The sequence below is a fragment of the Prevotella sp. P4-67 genome (assembly GCF_002251325.1).
Lineage (GTDB): Bacteria > Bacteroidota > Bacteroidia > Bacteroidales > Bacteroidaceae > Prevotella.
In genome coordinates, this window is sequence record NZ_NPJL01000033.1 from 13,350 (window position 1) to 32,510 (window position 19,161).

Genomic DNA, 19,161 nt, shown 5'->3' on the forward strand with positions numbered 1-19,161 from the left:
CCATGCCTACTCTGCATATCGCCATCGTCGGCGGAGGCGCAGCCGGATTGTTTGCTGCCATTACCGCCAAGCACTATTATCCTGACACAGATGTCTGCATCTTTGAGAAGAACAACAAACTGCTGGCCAAGGTGGCGATTACCGGTGGCGGAAGATGCAATCTTACCAATTCGTTTGCAGATATTGCCGACTTGAGCAATGCCTATCCACGCGGGCATAAGCTCATAAAGCGTTTGTTCAACACTTTCGATTACGATGATGTCTATCAGTGGTTTGAAGACCATGGCGTGCCTCTTGTAACACAAGAGGACAACTGCGTTTTTCCGCAGTCGCAAGACTCGCAGTCCATCATAGACTGCCTCATCTCTACCGCCCGACAGTTGGGAGTGAAGTTCAGACTCGGATGCACCATCACGAGCATAGAGCAGACGCTCGACGGGAAACTGTGCCTTACCTCTACATGCGGGCAGGCAGGCATCACGCTGAAGCAACATTATGACCGTGTGGCTGTAACGACTGGCGGCTCACCTCAAATGAAGGGCTTGGAGTTTTTGTCACCGGTGGTACGTAAACTGGAATCGCCAGTAGCCTCGCTGTTCACGCTGACCATCAATGACCGCAGACTGCAGAGCATGATGGGAACCGTGGTCAATCCTGTTACAGTCTCTATTCCTTCTACCAAGTTCAAGGCCGAAGGACCGCTGCTTATCACCCATTGGGGCGTGAGCGGACCTGCCGTGCTGAAACTGTCATCCTATGCCGCCCGCTTTCTTCACGATGCTGATTATCACTCCATTTTGGCGGTCAACTGGATTAACCGCACGCATCATCATGAGGTTGAGCAGGAGTTCTATATGTTTATAGCCAGCAACGCGAATAAGATGGCGGGCAATTTACACCCGTTCAACCTTACATCACGGTTGTGGACATACATTCTGGAGAAGTGTGGATGCCCCGCCGACCGGCGTATGGGAGAACTGGGCAAGAAGATGATTAACAAGTTGATAGACACGCTTACCAATGACCAATATGCCATCGCCGGCAAGGGCAAATTCAAGGACGAGTTTGTCACCTGTGGCGGCGTAGCCTTGGGCGAACTCAACCTCAATACCTTGGAGAGCAAGCACTGCACACACCTGTTTTTCGCAGGCGAAGTGACCGATGTCGATGGCATCACCGGAGGTTTTAACCTCCAGGCGGCATGGACCATGGGCTATGTTGTGGGCATGAATATCGGTAAGGCCTAAAACGAAATAGGGGATGCAGCTGTGAGCTGCATCCCCCATCTTTTTTTGTTTCAGATTATCCGATTTTGATCTGACGTTCTACCTTGACATCTTCCTTGTTGAACTTGGGCAGAACTATTGTCAGAATGCCGTCTTCGACCTTGGCTGAAATCTTCTCTCGGTCTACATCTTCAGGCAGGATGTAGGCTTGCTCGTAGTTGCCGTAAGAGAACTCGCGACGCAGGTAGTGCTCATTACGCTCTTCCTGCTTGTGCTCCATCTTGTTCTCGATGTTTACAACAAGATTGTTATCCTTGTTAAGGCTTATCCGGCAATATTCCTTCTTGATGCCCGGTGCGGCAATCTCCATAGTATATTCCAATGCATTGACCTTTACGTTTACAGCAGGCGCTGTAGTGTTGGTGCGCAGCATACCATTGTTGTCAAAGAACTCATCAAAAGCAGAGTCTAACCAGTTGTTACGTGTTGGGTACATCATAATATTTTCCTCCATTATTAGTTTATATTCATTTATAGTCATCCAGACGATTACCGTCTGTCACTATCATTTTTGCAAAAAACATTCCCACAGCGCTGCGACTGACAAAATGACGCATAATGCTGCCAAATCGGTCATTCAAAACCTAAAATGGCACATTTTGTCATGAAAAATATGGGAAATTATATGGATATTAGAAAATTAATGCGTACCTTTGCAGTCGCAAAAATGAGAATCAGATAAAGCGGGGTGTAGCGCAGCCCGGTAGCGCTCCTGGTTTGGGACCAGGTGGTCGCAGGTTCGAATCCTGTCGCCCCGACTATTATCTTCACTCATTTCCTTGTGCGGGGTGTAGCGCAGCCCGGTAGCGCTCCTGGTTTGGGACCAGGTGGTCGCAGGTTCGAATCCTGTCGCCCCGACCACAGCAAGCATCATACGAATACCGATGGGTTCAGTATGATGCTTTTTTCATGTCTATATCTCTCGGCTCTATCGCCACGCCTATCACCACCACTCCCCCAACCTGCCCCGATATCCATTGCCCCATCAGTCCAATTGATAACCAGCCCATATCCAAACCGTCCGCCATCATCTTTTTTCTGATTTCGGGGCTTGAAACAGTGGTTTCGTGCTTTGCAATTATGATTTCAAAGTTTGAATTATCCATTTCGCGCTTTGCATCCATTTTATAGTTGGACTCGGTGTATATGGACTACAATGGTGCGAAACATGTGCCATGTCTCAAGATTATAGTGATGACTTAATCAGCGGGAAACGGTATGGAAAAACGTGTGACTCGTGTCGGGCTGCTGCCGACGATTAAGGTTATGGCTATGAAAAAAGCCCCAAGTTGTTACTTGGAGCCTTTATCATTTCCATTGCTTTGCGGAAGATGAGGGATTCAAACCCCCGATACCCGGAAAAGGGTATACCGGATTTCGAGTCCAGCGCATTCGGTCACTCTGCCAATCTTCCTTAACCGCTGCAAAAGTAATATTAATTTCGAATATAACCAAGGAATTGCTGGTATTTTTTTCATCTTTTGCAGAGATTGCTATATATGCAATTGGCACATCTTTTCTGGTCTTTTGTGGGCTCAAAGGGGATGTCGGCATCATAGATTTCACGCAGAGTCTGCCTGAGTCCGTCCATAAACTCATCCTCGTAATCTGTAGCCCTGACCATAAGTGAGTCACCCAGCTTGAGCGTGGGGTCATACTGATCGTCGCTCATGTTCTGGATGAACATAAGTGCCGGGCTGACAGCAAGCCCGCTTTGGTTGAGCTCCTGGCTGTGGCTCACAATCAACGCGTAGAGCAGAGCCTGCAGATAATAATTGGTGTGTTTGGCGTGGATGTCGGTATCGCTGAACAACTCGGCTATCTCCTCGACCTTCTTCCGGGCTGGCATTCCCGTCTTGTAATCGATAACGCGAATGCGCTGCTGCTGGTCGTCATCTGTAATCTCGTCCAGACGGTCGATGAAGCCGAGTACCTTGATTTCGCGTTCGCCATCGGTAGAGTCGAATCTGACAGTTGTCTCGACCTTGTTCTCCAATCCCAAGATGCGGAACGGCGTAAGACGTCTGTCGATGTCGAGCATCTTGCGCAGATAGCTGATGACCACACCTCGGTTGATGAGTTGCAATCCGTTGTACTCGGGAGTATAAGAATTGTCTTTGACCTTGAAGAGTTCTTCCTTGAACGCCTGGTCTACTATCATCTCGATTACCTCCCGGTGATTGAGCAAGTCGTCGATTTCAGCCTGCTTTATCACCTCGCTCTTCTGCATGAGTCGCTGATAGATGAGTTCGGCACTGCGGTGGAAGATAAGACCGAAGACGCGGCTGTCCTTCATCTCTTCATCTGTTTCATCGGGTTCTTTCAACCCCTCGACTACATTGTAATAAAAGGTAAGCGGGCAATAAAAGTAACGGTTGATGGCTGTCGGCGAGAGCTGGGTCAACTGGTGGAGCTTGTTCATCAAATCGGGCGTCTTGATGACACTGCCAGACAGCGCCTGCTTGACCGACTGGTCTGGGGTGAGTATGCCGTGGTGTATGTCGTGACCACTTTCGACCATCATCTGCAACATAAATCTGCTCATCTCTCCCGTCTGGCCGTCCTCCGTAGCCTTGTTGTAGGTCAAAGTGATATCCTGCGACCGCTGCAGAAGCCGGTAAAAGTAGTAGGCATAGATGGCAACCTTGTGGTCGATAGTAGTAAGCCCGTAGGCCTTGCGTATAGAATAGGGAATGAATGAAGAATCGTTGACACCCTTAGGCATATTGTTGTCGGAGGCTGACAGTACGAGCAGGTGGTCGAAGTCCAGGTTTCTGGTTTCCAGCACGCCCATAATCTGAATGCCCTCTATCGGCTCGCCTCTGAACGGAACCGTCGTGCTCTGTATCAGTTGGGCTATCAGGCGTTCAAAGGTAATCTTGTCGACCTGCAGGTCGCCCGAAGTAATGAGTCCTTCGAGACGATTGATGATGGTGTACATGCGGAAGATGGACTCCTGGGTAAGCGGGTCGTTGACCTTGCTTGCCTGGCGGCCCACGTACTGAAGCAAGGCCGTCAGCCATTGGGCAATGTTCTGGTTGTGGCAGTCGCCCTGCGTGTCGATGTCGGTAAACAAAAGTTGCAATCCCTGGTCGATAGCCAGTTGGGAGCGCGTGGGGTAATAGCGGTTGCATGTCTGCAACTCCTTGTACAGATCAAGACAACTGTCGGAAATGTATTGGCCATAAGGGTGCTTGAGTATCTTGGCTACATCGCGCAGACGATACTTGTCTGTGTTCTTGACGTGGCCATAGGTTTGCAGGCGCAGCAGTATCTGGATAAACGAAGCCACTGGCGACTGGGACAGGGGATATCCGGTGGTGATGTTGATGCTCTTGACCTCTTCGGGCAGACAGTGCAGTACGGTCTGGAGCAGCGACTCGTCGCACAACACGATGGCGGTCTTGGCGCCGGCTTCGATGCGATGGTTTTCGCTTATCCACTGACTGATATAGTGAGCCTGCGCACTCTCAGTCATGGATGAGATGTAGGTGATGTCCTTGGGCTTGCTGAAGTTGTTGTAATATGTGTCGTCATCTATACTCAGCTCGTTGGGGAACTGAGTCAGATAGCCGTTGATGTAATGCCCCGCCTCGTTGTTGGCGAGATAATAGTGGTCGAAATCCCAATAGAAGCATGCCTTACCCTGCGCTTTAAGCGTGAGGAAGAGCCGCTGCTCGACCTGTTGTAACATATTGAATCCCACGAACACATATTTGTCGAACTCATAGTCGACCTGGGCTTCCACCACACTGCGATACAGCGCGCCCTCGTAAGCCAACCCCTGCGCGGCGAGACGCTGGTTGAAGTCACGGTAAATTTCTTCGAGATTGCACCAAAGAGAAAGGAATCGCTCTTTGAGCTTGGAGAGATGGTTGTCGGCGAAATTGTGGAAGAAAGACTTGAGTATATTCTTCTGCTCTGGTGAGAGGTAGTCTATGTCGTCCAATTCGTGGATGTCTCTAAGGTTGGCAAAAACCTTATGGGCATCGGCCATGTTCTTGTCGATATCATCAAAGTCGGCAAGCAGCAATTGGCCCCATCCGTAGAAACGGTCGAGCGTCTCATCCTTACCGGTGATTTCCGTATAGGAATGATAGAGGTCGCAGACCTGCTTGATGGGGTCGGCAACCATCAACTCTGACTTCTCTCTGAACAAATCGCTAATGGTGGTATAGCATGGACTCCACAACGGACCGTCTGAAAGCCGCGCCAGATATTCGTTCATAAAGAGCGAAGCACGCTTGTTAGGAAACACAACGGCTATTCGTGACAGGTTACTGCCATATTTCTGTAACAGGTCTTTGGCTACAGCTTCTAAAAAAGTGCTATTCATTTTACCTCTTCTATCTTATTACTGTACACAAACCACAAGTAGCCTTTCACACGGCTATGCCCCATCTCGCTGAGCAGATGCATATACTCTCTGACTTGGGTGTGGTATTCTTCTTTTGGGGTTCCGAATTTGAAGTCGATAACGATATATTCTTCGCCGTCGGTTATCACTCGGTCGGGACGCAACAGGCGCGATTTCTGCAGCTCTCTGTCGTAGAACAGCAGCGAACACTCGTTGAGCACGGTCCAACGGGGAGAGAACCATTCGCTCACCCGGTCGTCATCAAGTCGCTTGCGCAACATGCCGACGAGCTGTTCCCGCTTGACCTCGTTGTCGTAGAGGATGCCATCATTTTCCAGCTGCTGCAGGGCCTTGTCTATATCGGCCGACGTACGTATCGTCGAGAAGACCTTGTGCAGCACATTGCCCAACTTGATGTACTGATTATGATTGTCGCCCTCATTGTCGTGAGTGAATTCGATGCTCTGATTGCTCTGGCGGAAAGTCGCCACAGACTTGTAGGCCTTGATGACTGGCATATCCATAGGGGCGGAAGTCTTGCGGAATACATTGCGCTCCTCGGTGGATTGCTGTGTACGAGCGGGCTTGCTTTGGGCTGCGGGCAATAAGCCGAACTCCAGATGGAGGGTATCGGTCTTGTCGTCAAGGTTGCCCGTATAAGTCGTGTTGAGGGCTTGGGCCAGGTCATCCCAAATGCCTTCGAGCAGGCCCGAACGCATAGCCTGCGTGCCGCGTTTGCCCAATATGTAGAGGCTGCTCTTGGCACGGGTGAAGGCAACATAGAGCAGGTTGAGATTGTCCACTACATTCTGCAGATGCTCATAATAATAGTCGGCTTCGTAAATAGAATTTACCATTCCTTTCTTGGAGAAATCTATAGGTACAAGCGGCATCCGGCTGAAGGGGTCTACCTTGGGCGTACACCATAAGGTAGAGTTGCTCTGTTCAAGTTTCCAATCACAGGCAGGAATGATAATATGGTCGTACTCCAATCCCTTGCTCTTATGGATGGTCAACAGTCTGATACCATTGTCCATACTGCTCTGGATGGCTTTCTCGTGGAGCGTGTTGTCCCATTCGTTGAGGAAGTCGTCAATGTCGGACATGTTGTCTTTGAGATACTTGGCCAGCTGGTCGAAGAAGGCGAAGATATATGCACTCTGGTTGCAACAGATGTCTTCATCGAGCATGGCATAGATGGTCTGCACCATGTCGTAAAGCGGCATGGTAAGCAACTGTTCGCGTGTGCGTTCTACGGGAGCAAGTATTCCCACCTGCTTAAGATAAGCTCGGTCGATGCAACTCTCTGGATTGGAAACATAACGCAAAGCACTGATTAAGGTATTGACGGCAACGGAGGCGTCAAGGCGGAACGCTTCATCGGATATAAGCGGTACCGAGGGATAGTTCTCCCCGAAAAAGCGGGCTATCTCTTGTATGGTTGACTTGCTTCGACACAAGATAGCGATGCTACTGGGTGCATGACCTTGTTCCAAGATGGTCGTAATCATGCTATGGATTTTCTCCATGATTTGTTCTCCATACTCGGTGCTTGGTATCAGGGTCATCTCTACCCTACCTCTTTTCAGGGTGTTGTGAGGCTTCTGCTCGACATCTGCATAGGCTTGTATCAGTTGGTCTACCTCATTGCTCCCATCCAATGACCTGGCTTCGTACTGTGTGGCCAATGAGAAAAAGACATTGTTGAAAGTAATGATATTGTAGTCAGAACGGTAGTTGGTGACCAGAGATTTGACTGTGACGGACTGACTCTGGTCTGGAAATTCGCTTTCGATATTGTTGAGGAGCTTCCAGTCACCCGAGCGCCAGCGATAGATGCTTTGCTTGACGTCGCCGACAATGAGATTTTGTGTATCTTCATTGCTCATGCAGTCCATGAGCAGGATTTTGAAGTTCTTCCATTGTATGGTGCTCGTATCCTGGAACTCGTCTATCATGATATGCTTCAGTCTGGTGCCAATCTTTTCAAAGATAAATGGCGAATCGCTGTCCTGAATCATACCGTTGAGCAGATGCTGCGTGTCGCTCAGCAGAAATCTGTTGGCATCACTGTTCATCTCACGAATGGTCTTCTCGATATTCTCCAACAGCCTTAACTGGTTAAGGTGGCGCAATGTAAGATTGGCAGAAACATACAGGCACGACTGAACCTGACGCATACGCTCGGTCTCCTGAAGATAAGGCAGCAGCGTCTCGCACACCAGCTTGTACTTGGGATTGTCTGGAGTCCGCTCGGCTTTCTTTACCCATTTATCTGCATCTTCCATCGCGGCCTTGACGGTGTTGGTGAGGACATCAGCATCGCCATACTTGCCATTGCCCATCTTGATGAAATAGCTACACACTCCCTTGTTGCCATTGCTGAAGTCGGTGGTTTGGAGGCCGTTCTCTTCAAGCATGTCCATGAATGTGGCGGCATAGTGCTTGAAGTGGTCTTCTGCATGGTCACGCATTTCCTTCAGTATGCGCGTATAATCATCAAAGAAGTTATCCGTGGCGAGTGCTTCATTGAGTTTCTTGCTGTTGTCTCTATAGATATCGCGGAAAATATTCCTTCCAAAGCGTTTGATGAGATTGATGACATTCCAGCCCTTGTCCTCGGATATGTTCTCTTTGACGTATTGCATAATCCAGCCAAAGACCTTGTCGTGGACATTAAGCCCGTCTATCAGTTCGTCAACTGCCTGTTCTTCCACCTGCACGTCATTGAGTCCTATGTGCAGATTGGCTGTGAGGTCGAGTTCACTTGCCATATTGCGTAAGACGCTTTGGAAGAACTTGTCTATCGTCTCGACTCTGAAATAGTTGTAATTATGGAGCAGGAGTCTAAGCGCCTCTCCTGCCTGGGTAGCCACCATGACTGGGGCGAAGCCTGTAGACTGGACAATGTTGTCCATATAACTCTGGGCTTCAGGCAACTGCCTGGAAAGGCCATAAAGCATGCTAAGAATGCGCATCTTCATCTCTTCGGTGGCCTTGTTGGTAAATGTAACGGCAAGGATATTGTGAAAAGAAGATGGATCCTGGATGAGTAGCTTTATGTATTCTACGGTGAGAGTAAATGTTTTTCCCGAACCGGCGCTTGCTTTATAGACCGTAAGTGGGTTGATTGAGTTTACCATTGTCTGAATAATTCTAATCCGATTTTAATGCCAACACCATCAAAACGCCCATTGCGATGAGCCATGAAGACTCCGGTGGATACCCAACGGGTGGTAAATCCGTAGCCCACTTCCGTATAAGGATGCAGATGGGTCACAAAGAGCATGTTGGTATATATGCGTTCCTTCTCAATATATCTTCCAATCAAGGGAATGTGGCTCAAGGCGAGCAGCGGTGTCTCGTAAGTGGCGTTGGTACGAACATAATAGCGCGAAAGGTTATACCAGTGACTGGGAAGGAGCGTAAATTCACCGGTCCACTCATCATACCATCCGTCAGGGATATTGTTGTCTCTGAAATTGGAGTAGTCCAAGAAGTTCCTGGTACCGTCGATGAGTGTATAGAAACCACAACCTGCGCGGAAAGACAGGTACTTCAATCTATTGAAGGCCACTATCTGCTGTATGTCAAACTCCACACGCTCATAGGCAAGGTCTGCGTCCATCAAGCCGCGGATGCTGCGTTCGTATGCCACATTGACAGCTGGGCCTCTCCACCCTGTTGGCCTCCAGATAATCTCGGCCTTGGGCGCAACAGACGTGTAAGACGTAGGGACATGCGCCTGCTGATAGGTGTGACGCTCTACCGCCGTACGTTTATGCCCCACCATTCCCACCTGCAATGTAATGTGACGCGACCAGTCATAGCTGCTCTCTAGGGTAAGGTGGAAGTCTCGAAAGTAATCAATACGCTCACCATTATAAGGTGTATTGCTTGGCAATGAAGCCAGCATCTCATCTTTCAGCATGCCGTTGCTTATCCAGTTGCCATTGCCCAACTGCAACTTTACATAGCCGTTATGCCGCTTGTCAAAATGGTATTCTATAGGTAATGTAAAATACAGCTGGCGCTGCTTGAAAGAATAGCCAGCCTTAAGTCTGGTGTAGAGATAGTGGTTCGTGGAGAAATTGTATAGGTTGCGGACGTCAAATTTATAATAATAACCCTTGCGGCCACTATATCCCATGTACAGCGGGTTGAACAGCGGGTTGATGTTTACCTGTCCCTGGTTGCCATTGCCATAGTTGGAACTTATTTTGTTCAAGAGATTATCCCCCAGTACATCCCAGAAGAAACGCTTGGCCCAACTACGCTTGACGTTTTTTGCCTCAGTAGAGTCCTGAGCCAAGGCAGCATAATACTTTGTATAGATGGCATTCTCTTCGGTTGTAAGCGTGTCATGTCTGATGCTATCCATTAACTGGCGCATGGTAAGTGAGCCAACCGAATCCTTATTGAGGGCAGGCATACCATAGATTGCAGTATTCTGCGCTTTAACGATATTGCCCATAAACTTAAACTTGGCATTGAGCTCACAGCTTCGCGGAATGACAGGTGACAGTTTGTCATCAGACATGACGAAATTGAGGGTGAAGTTAATCATGTCAAATTCTCCCGCGATTTTTCCCCATCTGATGCGGCCTGTCTTTGATTCGACAATGACGCCTCCCGTAACCAGTTGAGTATTCTTTACCTTTGGATAGAACGTGATTTCGACTTGATTATCATGGAGTATCTTGAACTGGAACCTATAGTAAGCCCTGTTGTTGTGGTGAAAGGGCGAGAGCATGCTGTTGCCAAAGATAGTTTCTTCATAGAACTTGGGAGTCAAAAACTTCTGTAGGCGCGTCATGGTCTCCTTCTGTTGCGGTATAGTCGATGTATGCGCCAACCTTTCTATCGTATAGTCCTTGGTATTGTATAGATGACACACAGAAAAGTTCTCCTCAATGTAGTCGCGAGCCTTGCTATGGGCGATGCGATACATGGTGGGAATAGGGAAAAGGATGAGATTGCGGCGCACCACATTGATTTTGAGCTTGCGATAAGTATAAATATCCAGCCCATGAAAGACCGTCGTGTCAACACTATTAGGAAAGTCATATATACGGTTGAGCAGGCTGACATCAAATCTGCCCTCATCTTGTGCAATCGTATTCATAGACAGCAATACGAAGATCATGGTAATTGTCCACCTGGCTCTCTGCATCATAATGCAAATCTACACAAAAAACTTGGAATGACAGGGATGCCTGAACAAAAAAACGCACCTTGTATCAAACTTTAACAGTCGTGCAGAAAAAATCCCCATCTTTGGAAGATGGGGATAGAGGTCGTATATATATGTATATATAATAAAGGTGTATCAACCGAGATATTTCATCAAGATTTTGGCATTACCGCTGTCTCTTAGCTTGGTAATACTCTTCTCTCGAATCTGACGCACACGCTCACGGGTGAGCTTGAGTTCATCGCCAATTTCCTCGAGTCCCTTCTCGTGACATCCGATACCGAAGCAATATCTGATAATCTTGATTTCGCGTTCCTTGAGTACCTTGCTCAGCACCTGATTCAGCTCCTGAGCCATACTTTCATGGTCTACAACCTTGTCAGTACGGCTGTCATCACCAGAGGCCATGACATCAAGCATACAGTTGTCCTCGCCGTCCTGGAATGGGGCGTCGATACTCAGGTGGTGACCATCTGCCATCATGCTTTGAGCAATCTTTTCGGGTTCGATATTAGTTGCATCAGCAAGCTCGGCTACCGAAGGCTGACGTTGGAACTCTTGCTCAAACTTGTTGATTTCATGGTTGATTTTATTGAGTGAACCAACCTGGTTGAGGGGAAGGCGCACAATGCGGCTCTGCTCGGCAATAGCCTGGAGAATGCTTTGGCGAATCCACCACACAGCATAAGATATGAACTTGAAGCCGCGGGTCTCGTCAAACTTCTGGGCTGCCTTAATAAGACCAATGTTACCCTCATCGATCAAGTCGGTGAGTGTAAGGCCTTGGTGTTGGTATTGTTTTGCAACCGACACTACGAATCGCAGATTAGCTGTTACCAATTTGTCCTTAGCACGTTCACCTTCGGGGCCACCCTTTTTAATCTTTTGGGCAAGCTCGATTTCCTCGTCAATGGATATCAATGGGGCACGACCGATCTCTACCAAATACTTGTCTAAGGCTTCGCTCGAACGATTGGTAATACTTTTTTGAATTTTTAATTGTCTCATCTTGTCTTATTAAACTTCCTAAACACTTGAAAGTCAACTTTTTCGTATCAGGACATACGTAAAGCGATGCAAAGGTACTGCTTTTTTCGCATATTATAAAGTTTTTTGCCCTCTTTTTTCTAAAAATCACGATTTTCGTTAAAGTCGCGGCATTTTCCATAATTGATAGAATGAGAGAAACTGATAACGGGGTTAGGTGATTGACGTCTGGGGGCGCCAAACCTTATTATATATTGGAGGCGTTTCTTTCGCATAGTAGCGAGACTGTCTGTGTGGTTCTTGAGATTTTTACTGTTAAAAAAATCGGTAAAACCTTGGCTGTAGTGTGAAAATTCACTAACTTTGGGCTATACTATAAAGATATAAACCATGACAGCGTATTTAGCATCCAATCTTTGGGCTATATGGACAGCCATTGCCATAATATGCCTGATTATCGAACTGGGGTCAGGAGACTTTTTCCTTACCTGTTTTGCCCTTGGCGCGTTCTGCTCCATGATAGTGTCATTTACCGAAGCCCCATTATGGACGCAGATACTTGTTTTTGCAATCTGTTCAGTACTGAGTATCATCTTCGTACGACCATCTCTTCTACGAAAACTTCATAACCGGCAAGAGCGATTGAGCAACTCCGACGCGCTTATAGGGCGCGAAGGCAGAGTGATAGAAGCCATCTGTCCCGGTGACTATGGCTATGTGAAGATAGACGGTGACGAATGGAAAGCGCAAAGCCCAGACGACACCACTATCGAGGTCGGCACCACAGTAAAGGTTATTGGCCGAGAAAGCATCATCATCAGCGTTGAGAGAGTTCAGACATCTACATACAACAACAACCAACCCCACGTAACATTATGGAAGGAATAACATTCATCACACTGGCGGCCCTGCTGGCCCTCGCCATCGTATTTGTCAAGATGGCTGTAGTAATCATCCCTCAGTCGGAAACCCGCATCATCGAGCGCCTCGGCAAGTACTACGCCACGCTGAAGCCCGGTGTCAACATCATCATCCCATTCATCGACCGCGCCAAGGTAGTTGTAACCCAGCAACGTGGTCACTATTACTATTCGAGCGCGATAGACTTGCGTGAACAGGTGTACGATTTCGACAAGCAGAACGTGATTACCAAGGACAATATACAGATGCAAATCAATGCGCTGCTCTATTTCCAGATTGTTGACCCATTCAAGACTGTGTATGAGATAAACAATCTGCCAAACGCTATCGAAAAGCTCACCCAGACCACTCTGCGTAATATTATCGGAGAGATGGAACTTGACCAGACTCTCACCTCGCGCGACACCATCAACACCAAGTTGAGAGGTGTGCTCGACGATGCCACCAACAAGTGGGGTATCAAGGTAAACCGCGTAGAACTTCAGGACATCACGCCTCCCTCGAGCGTACTCCAGGCCATGGAGAAGCAGATGCAGGCCGAGCGCAACAAGCGAGCAGCCATCCTGACCAGCGAGGGAGACAAGCAGTCGCAGATTCTGCAGTCGGAAGGAGACAAGGCCGCGACCATTAATCGTGCCGAGGCAGACAAGCAGCAGGCTATACTCAGGGCCGAGGGTGAAGCTACCGCACGCATACGCAAGGCTGAAGCCGAGGCTATCGCTATAGCAAAAATCACTGAAGCAGTGGGCAAGAGTACCAATCCTGCCAACTATCTGCTTGCCCAGAAATACATACAGATGCTCAACGAGGTGGCTCAGGGCGACAAAACCAAGACCGTATTCTTGCCCTATGAAGCCACTAATCTGATGGGCTCTATAGGAGGAATTAAAGAATTATTTAAAGGAGAATAATTAGAAAATGAACATTTGCATAGTAGCAGGCGCCCGGCCTAACTTCATCAAGGTGGCCCCCATACTGCACGCTTGCCGCAATGCCCGCCAAAACGGAGCCGATATCGACATCAAGTTGGTCTACGCGGGCAGTGCAGACGACGTGACCCTAGAGCCTACCCTCTTTACTGATTTGCAGATTGCCCCTCCCGACAGCTATCTGGGAGTAGTAAGTGAAAACCTCAACGAAATCACCGGACAGGTGATGTCCAAGTTTGAAGATTATCTGCAACATCACAAGACCGATGCTGTTATCGTGGTAGACGACCTTGCCTCGACCATGGCAGCAGCCATAGTCACCAAGAAGCAGGGACTCATACTGGCCCACCTGGCAGCGGGCACGAGAAGTTTTGACATCACCATGCCCAAAGAGATAAACCGTCTGGTCATAGACGGCCTATCCGACATCCTGTTTACGGCTGGAATCAGCAACAACGCAGTGGCCAACCGCGAGGGCGCAGAGTTGTCCAAAGTGTATATGGTAGGCAACATACTGATAGACAATATCCGCAACAACCACGCACGTTTTACCCGTCCGCAGATACTTGCAGAGCAAGGCATTATGGATGGAGAGTACATTGTGTTCACCCTCAACCGCAAAGCCCTGATGGCCGCACGCGAAAATCTGCAACGTATGCTCGAAGCCATCATCACTGCGGCTGGCAACACACCTATAATTGCCCCCCTGCACACCAAGGCTGCCGACACCGTGATGCAGTTGTTGCCCAAGGATTCCACCCGCTTCCTGATAACTGCCCCCATGGGTTATCTCGACTTCAGCTATCTGGCCAGCCATGCCAAGGGTATCATTACCGACAGTGGCAATGTGGCTGAAGAAGCAACATTCAACATGGTGCCCTGTATCACCCTCAACAGCTATACCGAACATATAGAGACCGTGAAGACCGGTACCAATGTGCTGGTGGGAGAAGACGCCGAATTGTTGGCACAATACACTGCCGACATGACTGCCAGCAAATGGAAGCAGCACTCCATACCCGAGCGATGGGACGGAAGAAGTGCTGAGAGAATCCTGCAAACCCTGATGGCCCGTCAATAAAATACGGAGGATGCAAAATAAAAAAGTCTGAAACACGAATTATGTGTTTCAGACTTTTTTTTAGTTATTTCCTACTTATCAATACTCGCTCCACGATTTGATTTCAAGATCATCGAGGTTAAGAGTGCAGAAAGCATGAATGAAGGCACTTGCCAGACGGCTGTTGGTAATCAGCGGGATATTGAGGTCTATCGCAGTGCGACGAATCTTGTAACCGTTGGTAAGCTCGTGCTGGGTGAGGTCCTTGGGGATGTTGACCACCATGTCTATCTTGCGCTCATGCATAAGCGTGAGAGCCTGAGGCTGCTTGCCCTCGTCAGAGGGCCAATAGACCATAGTGTTGGCAACGCCGTTTTCGGCGAGATAGCGAGACGTACCACCCGTGGCATAGAGCTCGTAGCCATGCTTGATAAGCGTGCGCGCCGTATCGAGAAGCTCGGCCTTCTGCTTGGCACCACCGGTAGACAGCAGCACAGTGTGCTTGGGTATGCGGTGGCCTACGCTCAACATGGCATTGAGCAGAGCCTGATTGGTATCATCACCCAGACAGCCCACCTCGCCGGTAGAACTCATATCGACACCCAAAACAGGGTCTGCCTTTTGCAAGCGGTTGAACGAGAACTGGCTCGCCTTGATGCCGACATAGTCAAGGTCGAAGAGATTCTTATTGGGTTTCTCTACGTTCAGACCCAGCATCACCTTGGTGGCAAGCTCGATAAGGTTGAGCTTAAGCACCTTGCTCACGAAGGGGAACGAACGCGAAGCACGCAGGTTGCACTCGATGACGAGGATATCGTTGTCGCGCGCCATAAACTGAATATTGAACGGGCCGTTGATATGGAGGGCCGCAGCTATCTCCTTGCTTACGCGTTTGATACGGCGCACGGTCTCAACATACAACTTCTGGGGCGGGAACTGGATGGTGGCGTCGCCAGAGTGAACACCGGCAAACTCGATATGCTCGCTGATGGCATAGGCCAGTATCTCTCCGTTCTTGGCGACAGCGTCCATCTCTATCTCCTTAGCATGCTCGATAAACTTGCTCACCACCACGGGATGGTCAACGCTCACATTGGCCGCCAACTGCAGGAACTTCTTCAGCTCGTCCTCATTGGAGCATACATTCATGGCTGCTCCCGACAGTACATAGGATGGACGAACGAGTACGGGGAAACCTACACGGTCGACAAACTTGCCGATATCCTCCATACTGGTAAGTGCGCTCCATTCGGGCTGGTTGATACCACGCTCAGTGAGCATGGCAGAGAACTTGGCACGATCTTCGGCATTGTCGATATCCTTAGCCGATGTACCCAGGATTGGCACATTCTCGGCATCGAGCCACATGGCAAGGTTGTTAGGAATCTGTCCACCGGTAGACACCACCACGCCATGAGGATTCTCCATCTCGATGATGTCAAGCACACGCTCGAAGGTGAGCTCGTCAAAGTAGAGACGGTCACACATGTCATAGTCGGTAGATACGGTCTCTGGGTTGTAGTTAATCATAATTGAGCGGTAGCCCTCTCTGCGTATGGTGTTGAGCGCCTGCACTCCACACCAGTCAAACTCTACCGAGCTGCCAATGCGGTAAGCTCCCGAACCGAGGACGATTACCGAACGCTTGTCGTTGGTAAACTGTATATCTGAAGTCACACCGGCATAGGTGACATACAGGTAATTGGTCTGGGCGGGATATTCGGCAGCCAGCGTATCTATCTGCTTCACGACAGGCAGAATGCCATAATTCTTGCGCAGACGGCGAACCATCATTGTGGCTTTGTGCATATTGCCCATCTCGCCTTCCAGACCGATGGCACGGGCCACCTGGAAATCAGTAAATCCATAAACCTTGGCTGTGCGCAGCAACTCCTTGTCCAACGTATTGGCGTTGACGGTCTTGAGCTGCTCGTCGATGTCTATGATGTGCTTGAGTTTCTCGAGGAACCACTTGTCTATCTTGGTAAGTTCGTGTATCTGGTCTACGGTATAACCCTTGTGCATGGCCTTGGAGATGACAAACACTCGCTTGTCGGTGGGCTCTCTCAGGGCGGCATCGATATCAGGTATTTCCAGTTCCTTGTTCTCTACAAAGCCGTGCATACCCTGCCCTATCATACGTAGACCCTTCTGGATGGCTTCCTCGAAGTTGCGGCCGATAGCCATGACTTCTCCAACCGACTTCATGCTCGAGCCCAGCTCCTTGTCCACTCCGCGGAACTTGGAGAGGTCCCAGCGGGGAATCTTGCACACTACATAGTCAAGGGCTGGCTCGAAGAAGGCGCTGGTGGTCTTGGTCACAGAGTTCTTGAGCTCGAAGAGGCCGTAGCCCATACCCAACTTAGCGGCAACAAAAGCCAATGGATAGCCGGTGGCTTTGGATGCCAATGCAGAAGAACGGCTCAGACGCGCATTGACTTCAATCACGCGATAATCCTCGCTCACTGGGTCGAAGGCGTACTGAACATTACATTCGCCCACGATGCCGATGTGACGGATTATCTTGATAGAGAGCGCACGCAGTTTGTGATACTCGCTGTTGGTAAGCGTCTGCGAAGGAGCTATAACGATAGACTCGCCAGTGTGGATGCCCAGCGGGTCAAAGTTCTCCATATTACATACGGTGATACAGTTGTCATAGCGGTCGCGCACCACCTCATATTCTATCTCCTTCCATCCCTTCAGACTCTTCTCGACGAGCACCTGGGGAGAAAAAGAGAAGGCTTTCTCGGAGAGCTTGTTCAACTCGTCCTCGTTGTTGGCAAATCCACTGCCGAGTCCGCCCAACGCATAGGCTGCACGTATAATCACAGGGTAACCCAGTGTGGCAGCGGCTTTGCGCACCTGCTCGATATTCTCGCAGGCTTCGCTGCTGATGGTCTTGACATTAATCTCATTGAGTTTCTCTACGAAAAGCTCGCGGTCCTCGGTATCCATAATGGCCTGGACTGGGGTTCCGAGCACACGGACATTGTACTTCTCAAGCACTCCGCTCTGATAAAGCTCCACGCCACAGTTGAGCGCGGTCTGTCCTCCGAAGCTGAGCAAGATACCATCAGGACGCTCCTTCTCAATGACACGCTCAACGAAATAAGGCTGGACGGGAAGGAAGTAAATCTGGTCGGCCACTCCTTCGGAAGTCTGTACGGTGGCAATGTTGGGGTTGATAAGCACGGTCTTTACACCCTCCTCGCGCAAAGCCTTGAGGGCCTGAGAACCAGAATAGTCAAACTCTCCCGCTTCGCCGATTTTCAATGCGCCTGAACCCAGCAGCAATACTTTCTTTATACTTTCATCTTTCATGATGTATATCTTACTTATTTAATGTTTCAACAAATTTATCAAACATGAACTCTGTATCTACCGGACCAGAACAAGCCTCTGGATGGAACTGGCTGCTAAACCAGGGATTGGTCTTATGGCGAATACCCTCGTTGGAACCGTCATTCATATTGACAAAGAGTTCCTCCCAATCGGCACCGAGGGTCTTGGCGTTGACTGCGTAGCCGTGGTTCTGGCTGGTGATATAACAATGTGTTGTGCCAACCATACATACCGGCTGGTTGTGTGACCTGTGGCCGTACTTGAGCTTGTATATATTGGCTCCGGCTGCCTTTGCGAGCAACTGGTTGCCCATGCAGATACCACAGATGGGCTTGCGCGACATATTCATCTGCTTCTTGATAATCCTGACTGCATCTTCGCAAGTGTCTGGGTCGCCAGGGCCATTGGCAAGGAAGAGTCCGTCGAAGTCCATGTCGGTATAATCATAGTTCCATGGTACACGTACGACCTCAACGCCACGGTTGATGAGGCAACGGATGATATTGGCTTTCACACCACAATCAACAAGCACAACCCGCTTGCCAGCACCCTCGTTATACTTGATAATATCCTTGCAACTTACAAGGTCAACAAAATTAACGCCCTCATAGTTGGCCTCGGGGATATTATCTGGCTCGTCGTCAAAGAGGATTTTACCCATCATCACACCGGCTTCGCGCAACACTTTGGTCAGTTCGCGAGTGTCGATGCCTGTGATGCCTGGCACATGTTCACGCTTCAGCCACTCGGCCAAGCTCTCTTTAGCATTCCAGTGAGAGTACTGCTCGCTATAGTCGGCAACAATGATGGCCGAAGCATAGATTCTGTCACTCTCCATGAATGTGGGCAGACCATTGGGTTCAAAACTGAATGGGGGTACGCCATAGTTGCCTACTAAGGGGAACGTAAGCACCATCAACTGGCCTGCGTAGGATGGGTCGGTAAGACTCTCGGGGTAGCCCATCATCGCAGTATTGAAAACCACTTCTCCGGCTACTGGTTTCTCATAGCCGAATGATTCGCCATGAAACTTGGTGCCGTCAGACAATACTAAAGTTACATTTCTCATTATCTATCAGTTT

Annotated in this window: 13 protein-coding genes and 3 tRNA genes; 6 read left to right on the plus strand and 10 right to left on the minus strand. The window is 49.2% G+C overall.

What is annotated here, in order from left to right:
* Positions 1-2 precede the first annotated feature (2 nt).
* On the plus strand, positions 3-1,247 hold the full coding sequence (locus CIK92_RS04905; RefSeq protein ID WP_094388351.1) for an aminoacetone oxidase family FAD-binding enzyme: 1,245 nt from the start codon (positions 3-5) through the stop codon (positions 1,245-1,247).
* Positions 1,248-1,302: 55 nt separating this feature from the next.
* Here CIK92_RS04905 and CIK92_RS04910 read toward each other — a convergent pair whose 3' ends face one another.
* The gene (locus CIK92_RS04910) at positions 1,303-1,725 is read right to left on the minus strand and encodes an Hsp20/alpha crystallin family protein (protein WP_094387448.1); all 423 of its coding nucleotides are present in this window, start codon (positions 1,723-1,725) and stop codon (positions 1,303-1,305) included.
* A gap of 245 nt (positions 1,726-1,970) precedes the next feature.
* Here CIK92_RS04910 and CIK92_RS04915 point away from each other — a divergent pair.
* Both CIK92_RS04915 and CIK92_RS04920 read left to right on the plus strand, forming a co-directional pair.
* A tRNA-Pro gene (locus tag CIK92_RS04915) sits at positions 1,971-2,044 on the plus strand.
* Between the two features lie 26 nt (positions 2,045-2,070).
* Positions 2,071-2,147, plus strand: a tRNA-Pro gene (locus tag CIK92_RS04920).
* 29 nt (positions 2,148-2,176) lie between these two features.
* Here the strand turns inward: CIK92_RS04920 and CIK92_RS04925 are convergent.
* The 7 genes from CIK92_RS04925 to CIK92_RS14025 all read right to left on the minus strand — a co-directional run bounded on the left by CIK92_RS04925 (position 2,177) and on the right by CIK92_RS14025 (position 12,417).
* Entirely contained in the window at positions 2,177-2,410 is a 234-nt protein-coding gene (locus tag CIK92_RS04925; protein WP_094388352.1) for a hypothetical protein, read from the minus strand.
* Between the two features lie 201 nt (positions 2,411-2,611).
* Positions 2,612-2,700: transfer RNA gene (locus tag CIK92_RS04930), tRNA-Ser, on the minus strand.
* Positions 2,701-2,760: 60 nt separating this feature from the next.
* Positions 2,761-5,622, minus strand: coding sequence for a PD-(D/E)XK nuclease family protein (locus CIK92_RS04935; RefSeq protein ID WP_094388353.1), 2,862 nt, complete (start codon positions 5,620-5,622; stop codon positions 2,761-2,763).
* Positions 5,619-8,786, minus strand: a complete 3,168-nt coding sequence (locus CIK92_RS04940; protein WP_094388354.1) for an exodeoxyribonuclease V subunit beta — start codon at positions 8,784-8,786, stop codon at positions 5,619-5,621. The genes CIK92_RS04935 and CIK92_RS04940 overlap by 4 nt, the downstream gene beginning before the upstream one ends.
* A complete protein-coding gene (locus CIK92_RS04945; RefSeq protein ID WP_144289337.1) occupies positions 8,780-10,768 on the minus strand; it encodes a DUF5686 family protein in 1,989 nt (662 codons plus the stop codon). The genes CIK92_RS04940 and CIK92_RS04945 overlap by 7 nt, the downstream gene beginning before the upstream one ends.
* Before the next feature lie 204 nt (positions 10,769-10,972).
* A complete protein-coding gene (locus CIK92_RS04950) occupies positions 10,973-11,845 on the minus strand; it encodes an RNA polymerase sigma factor RpoD/SigA (RefSeq protein WP_022310969.1) in 873 nt (290 codons plus the stop codon).
* A gap of 347 nt (positions 11,846-12,192) precedes the next feature.
* Entirely contained in the window at positions 12,193-12,417 is a 225-nt protein-coding gene (locus CIK92_RS14025; RefSeq protein ID WP_254046005.1) for a hypothetical protein, read from the minus strand.
* On the opposite strand from CIK92_RS14025, the gene CIK92_RS04955 reads away from it, so the two are divergent.
* The 3 genes from CIK92_RS04955 to CIK92_RS04965 are packed head-to-tail and all read left to right on the plus strand — an operon-like array spanning position 12,341 to position 14,755.
* The gene (locus CIK92_RS04955; RefSeq protein ID WP_254045998.1) at positions 12,341-12,712 is read left to right on the plus strand and encodes an NfeD family protein; all 372 of its coding nucleotides are present in this window, start codon (positions 12,341-12,343) and stop codon (positions 12,710-12,712) included. The two genes, CIK92_RS14025 and CIK92_RS04955, sit on opposite strands and share 77 nt — an antisense overlap.
* A complete protein-coding gene (locus CIK92_RS04960; protein ID WP_022310971.1) occupies positions 12,700-13,656 on the plus strand; it encodes an SPFH domain-containing protein in 957 nt (318 codons plus the stop codon). The genes CIK92_RS04955 and CIK92_RS04960 overlap by 13 nt, the downstream gene beginning before the upstream one ends.
* A 7-nt stretch (positions 13,657-13,663) precedes the next feature.
* A complete protein-coding gene (locus CIK92_RS04965; protein ID WP_094388357.1) occupies positions 13,664-14,755 on the plus strand; it encodes a UDP-N-acetyl glucosamine 2-epimerase in 1,092 nt (363 codons plus the stop codon).
* Positions 14,756-14,833: 78 nt separating this feature from the next.
* On the opposite strand, the gene carB is transcribed toward CIK92_RS04965, so the two are convergent.
* On the minus strand, positions 14,834-18,058 hold the full coding sequence (gene carB / locus CIK92_RS04970; protein WP_094388358.1) for a carbamoyl-phosphate synthase (glutamine-hydrolyzing) large subunit: 3,225 nt from the start codon (positions 18,056-18,058) through the stop codon (positions 14,834-14,836).
* Between the two features lie 10 nt (positions 18,059-18,068).
* Positions 18,069-19,148 carry a glutamine-hydrolyzing carbamoyl-phosphate synthase small subunit gene (gene carA, locus CIK92_RS04975; RefSeq protein WP_094388359.1) on the minus strand — a complete coding sequence of 360 codons (1,080 nt, stop codon included), beginning with the start codon at positions 19,146-19,148 and terminating at the stop codon, positions 18,069-18,071.
* Positions 19,149-19,161 lie beyond the last annotated feature (13 nt).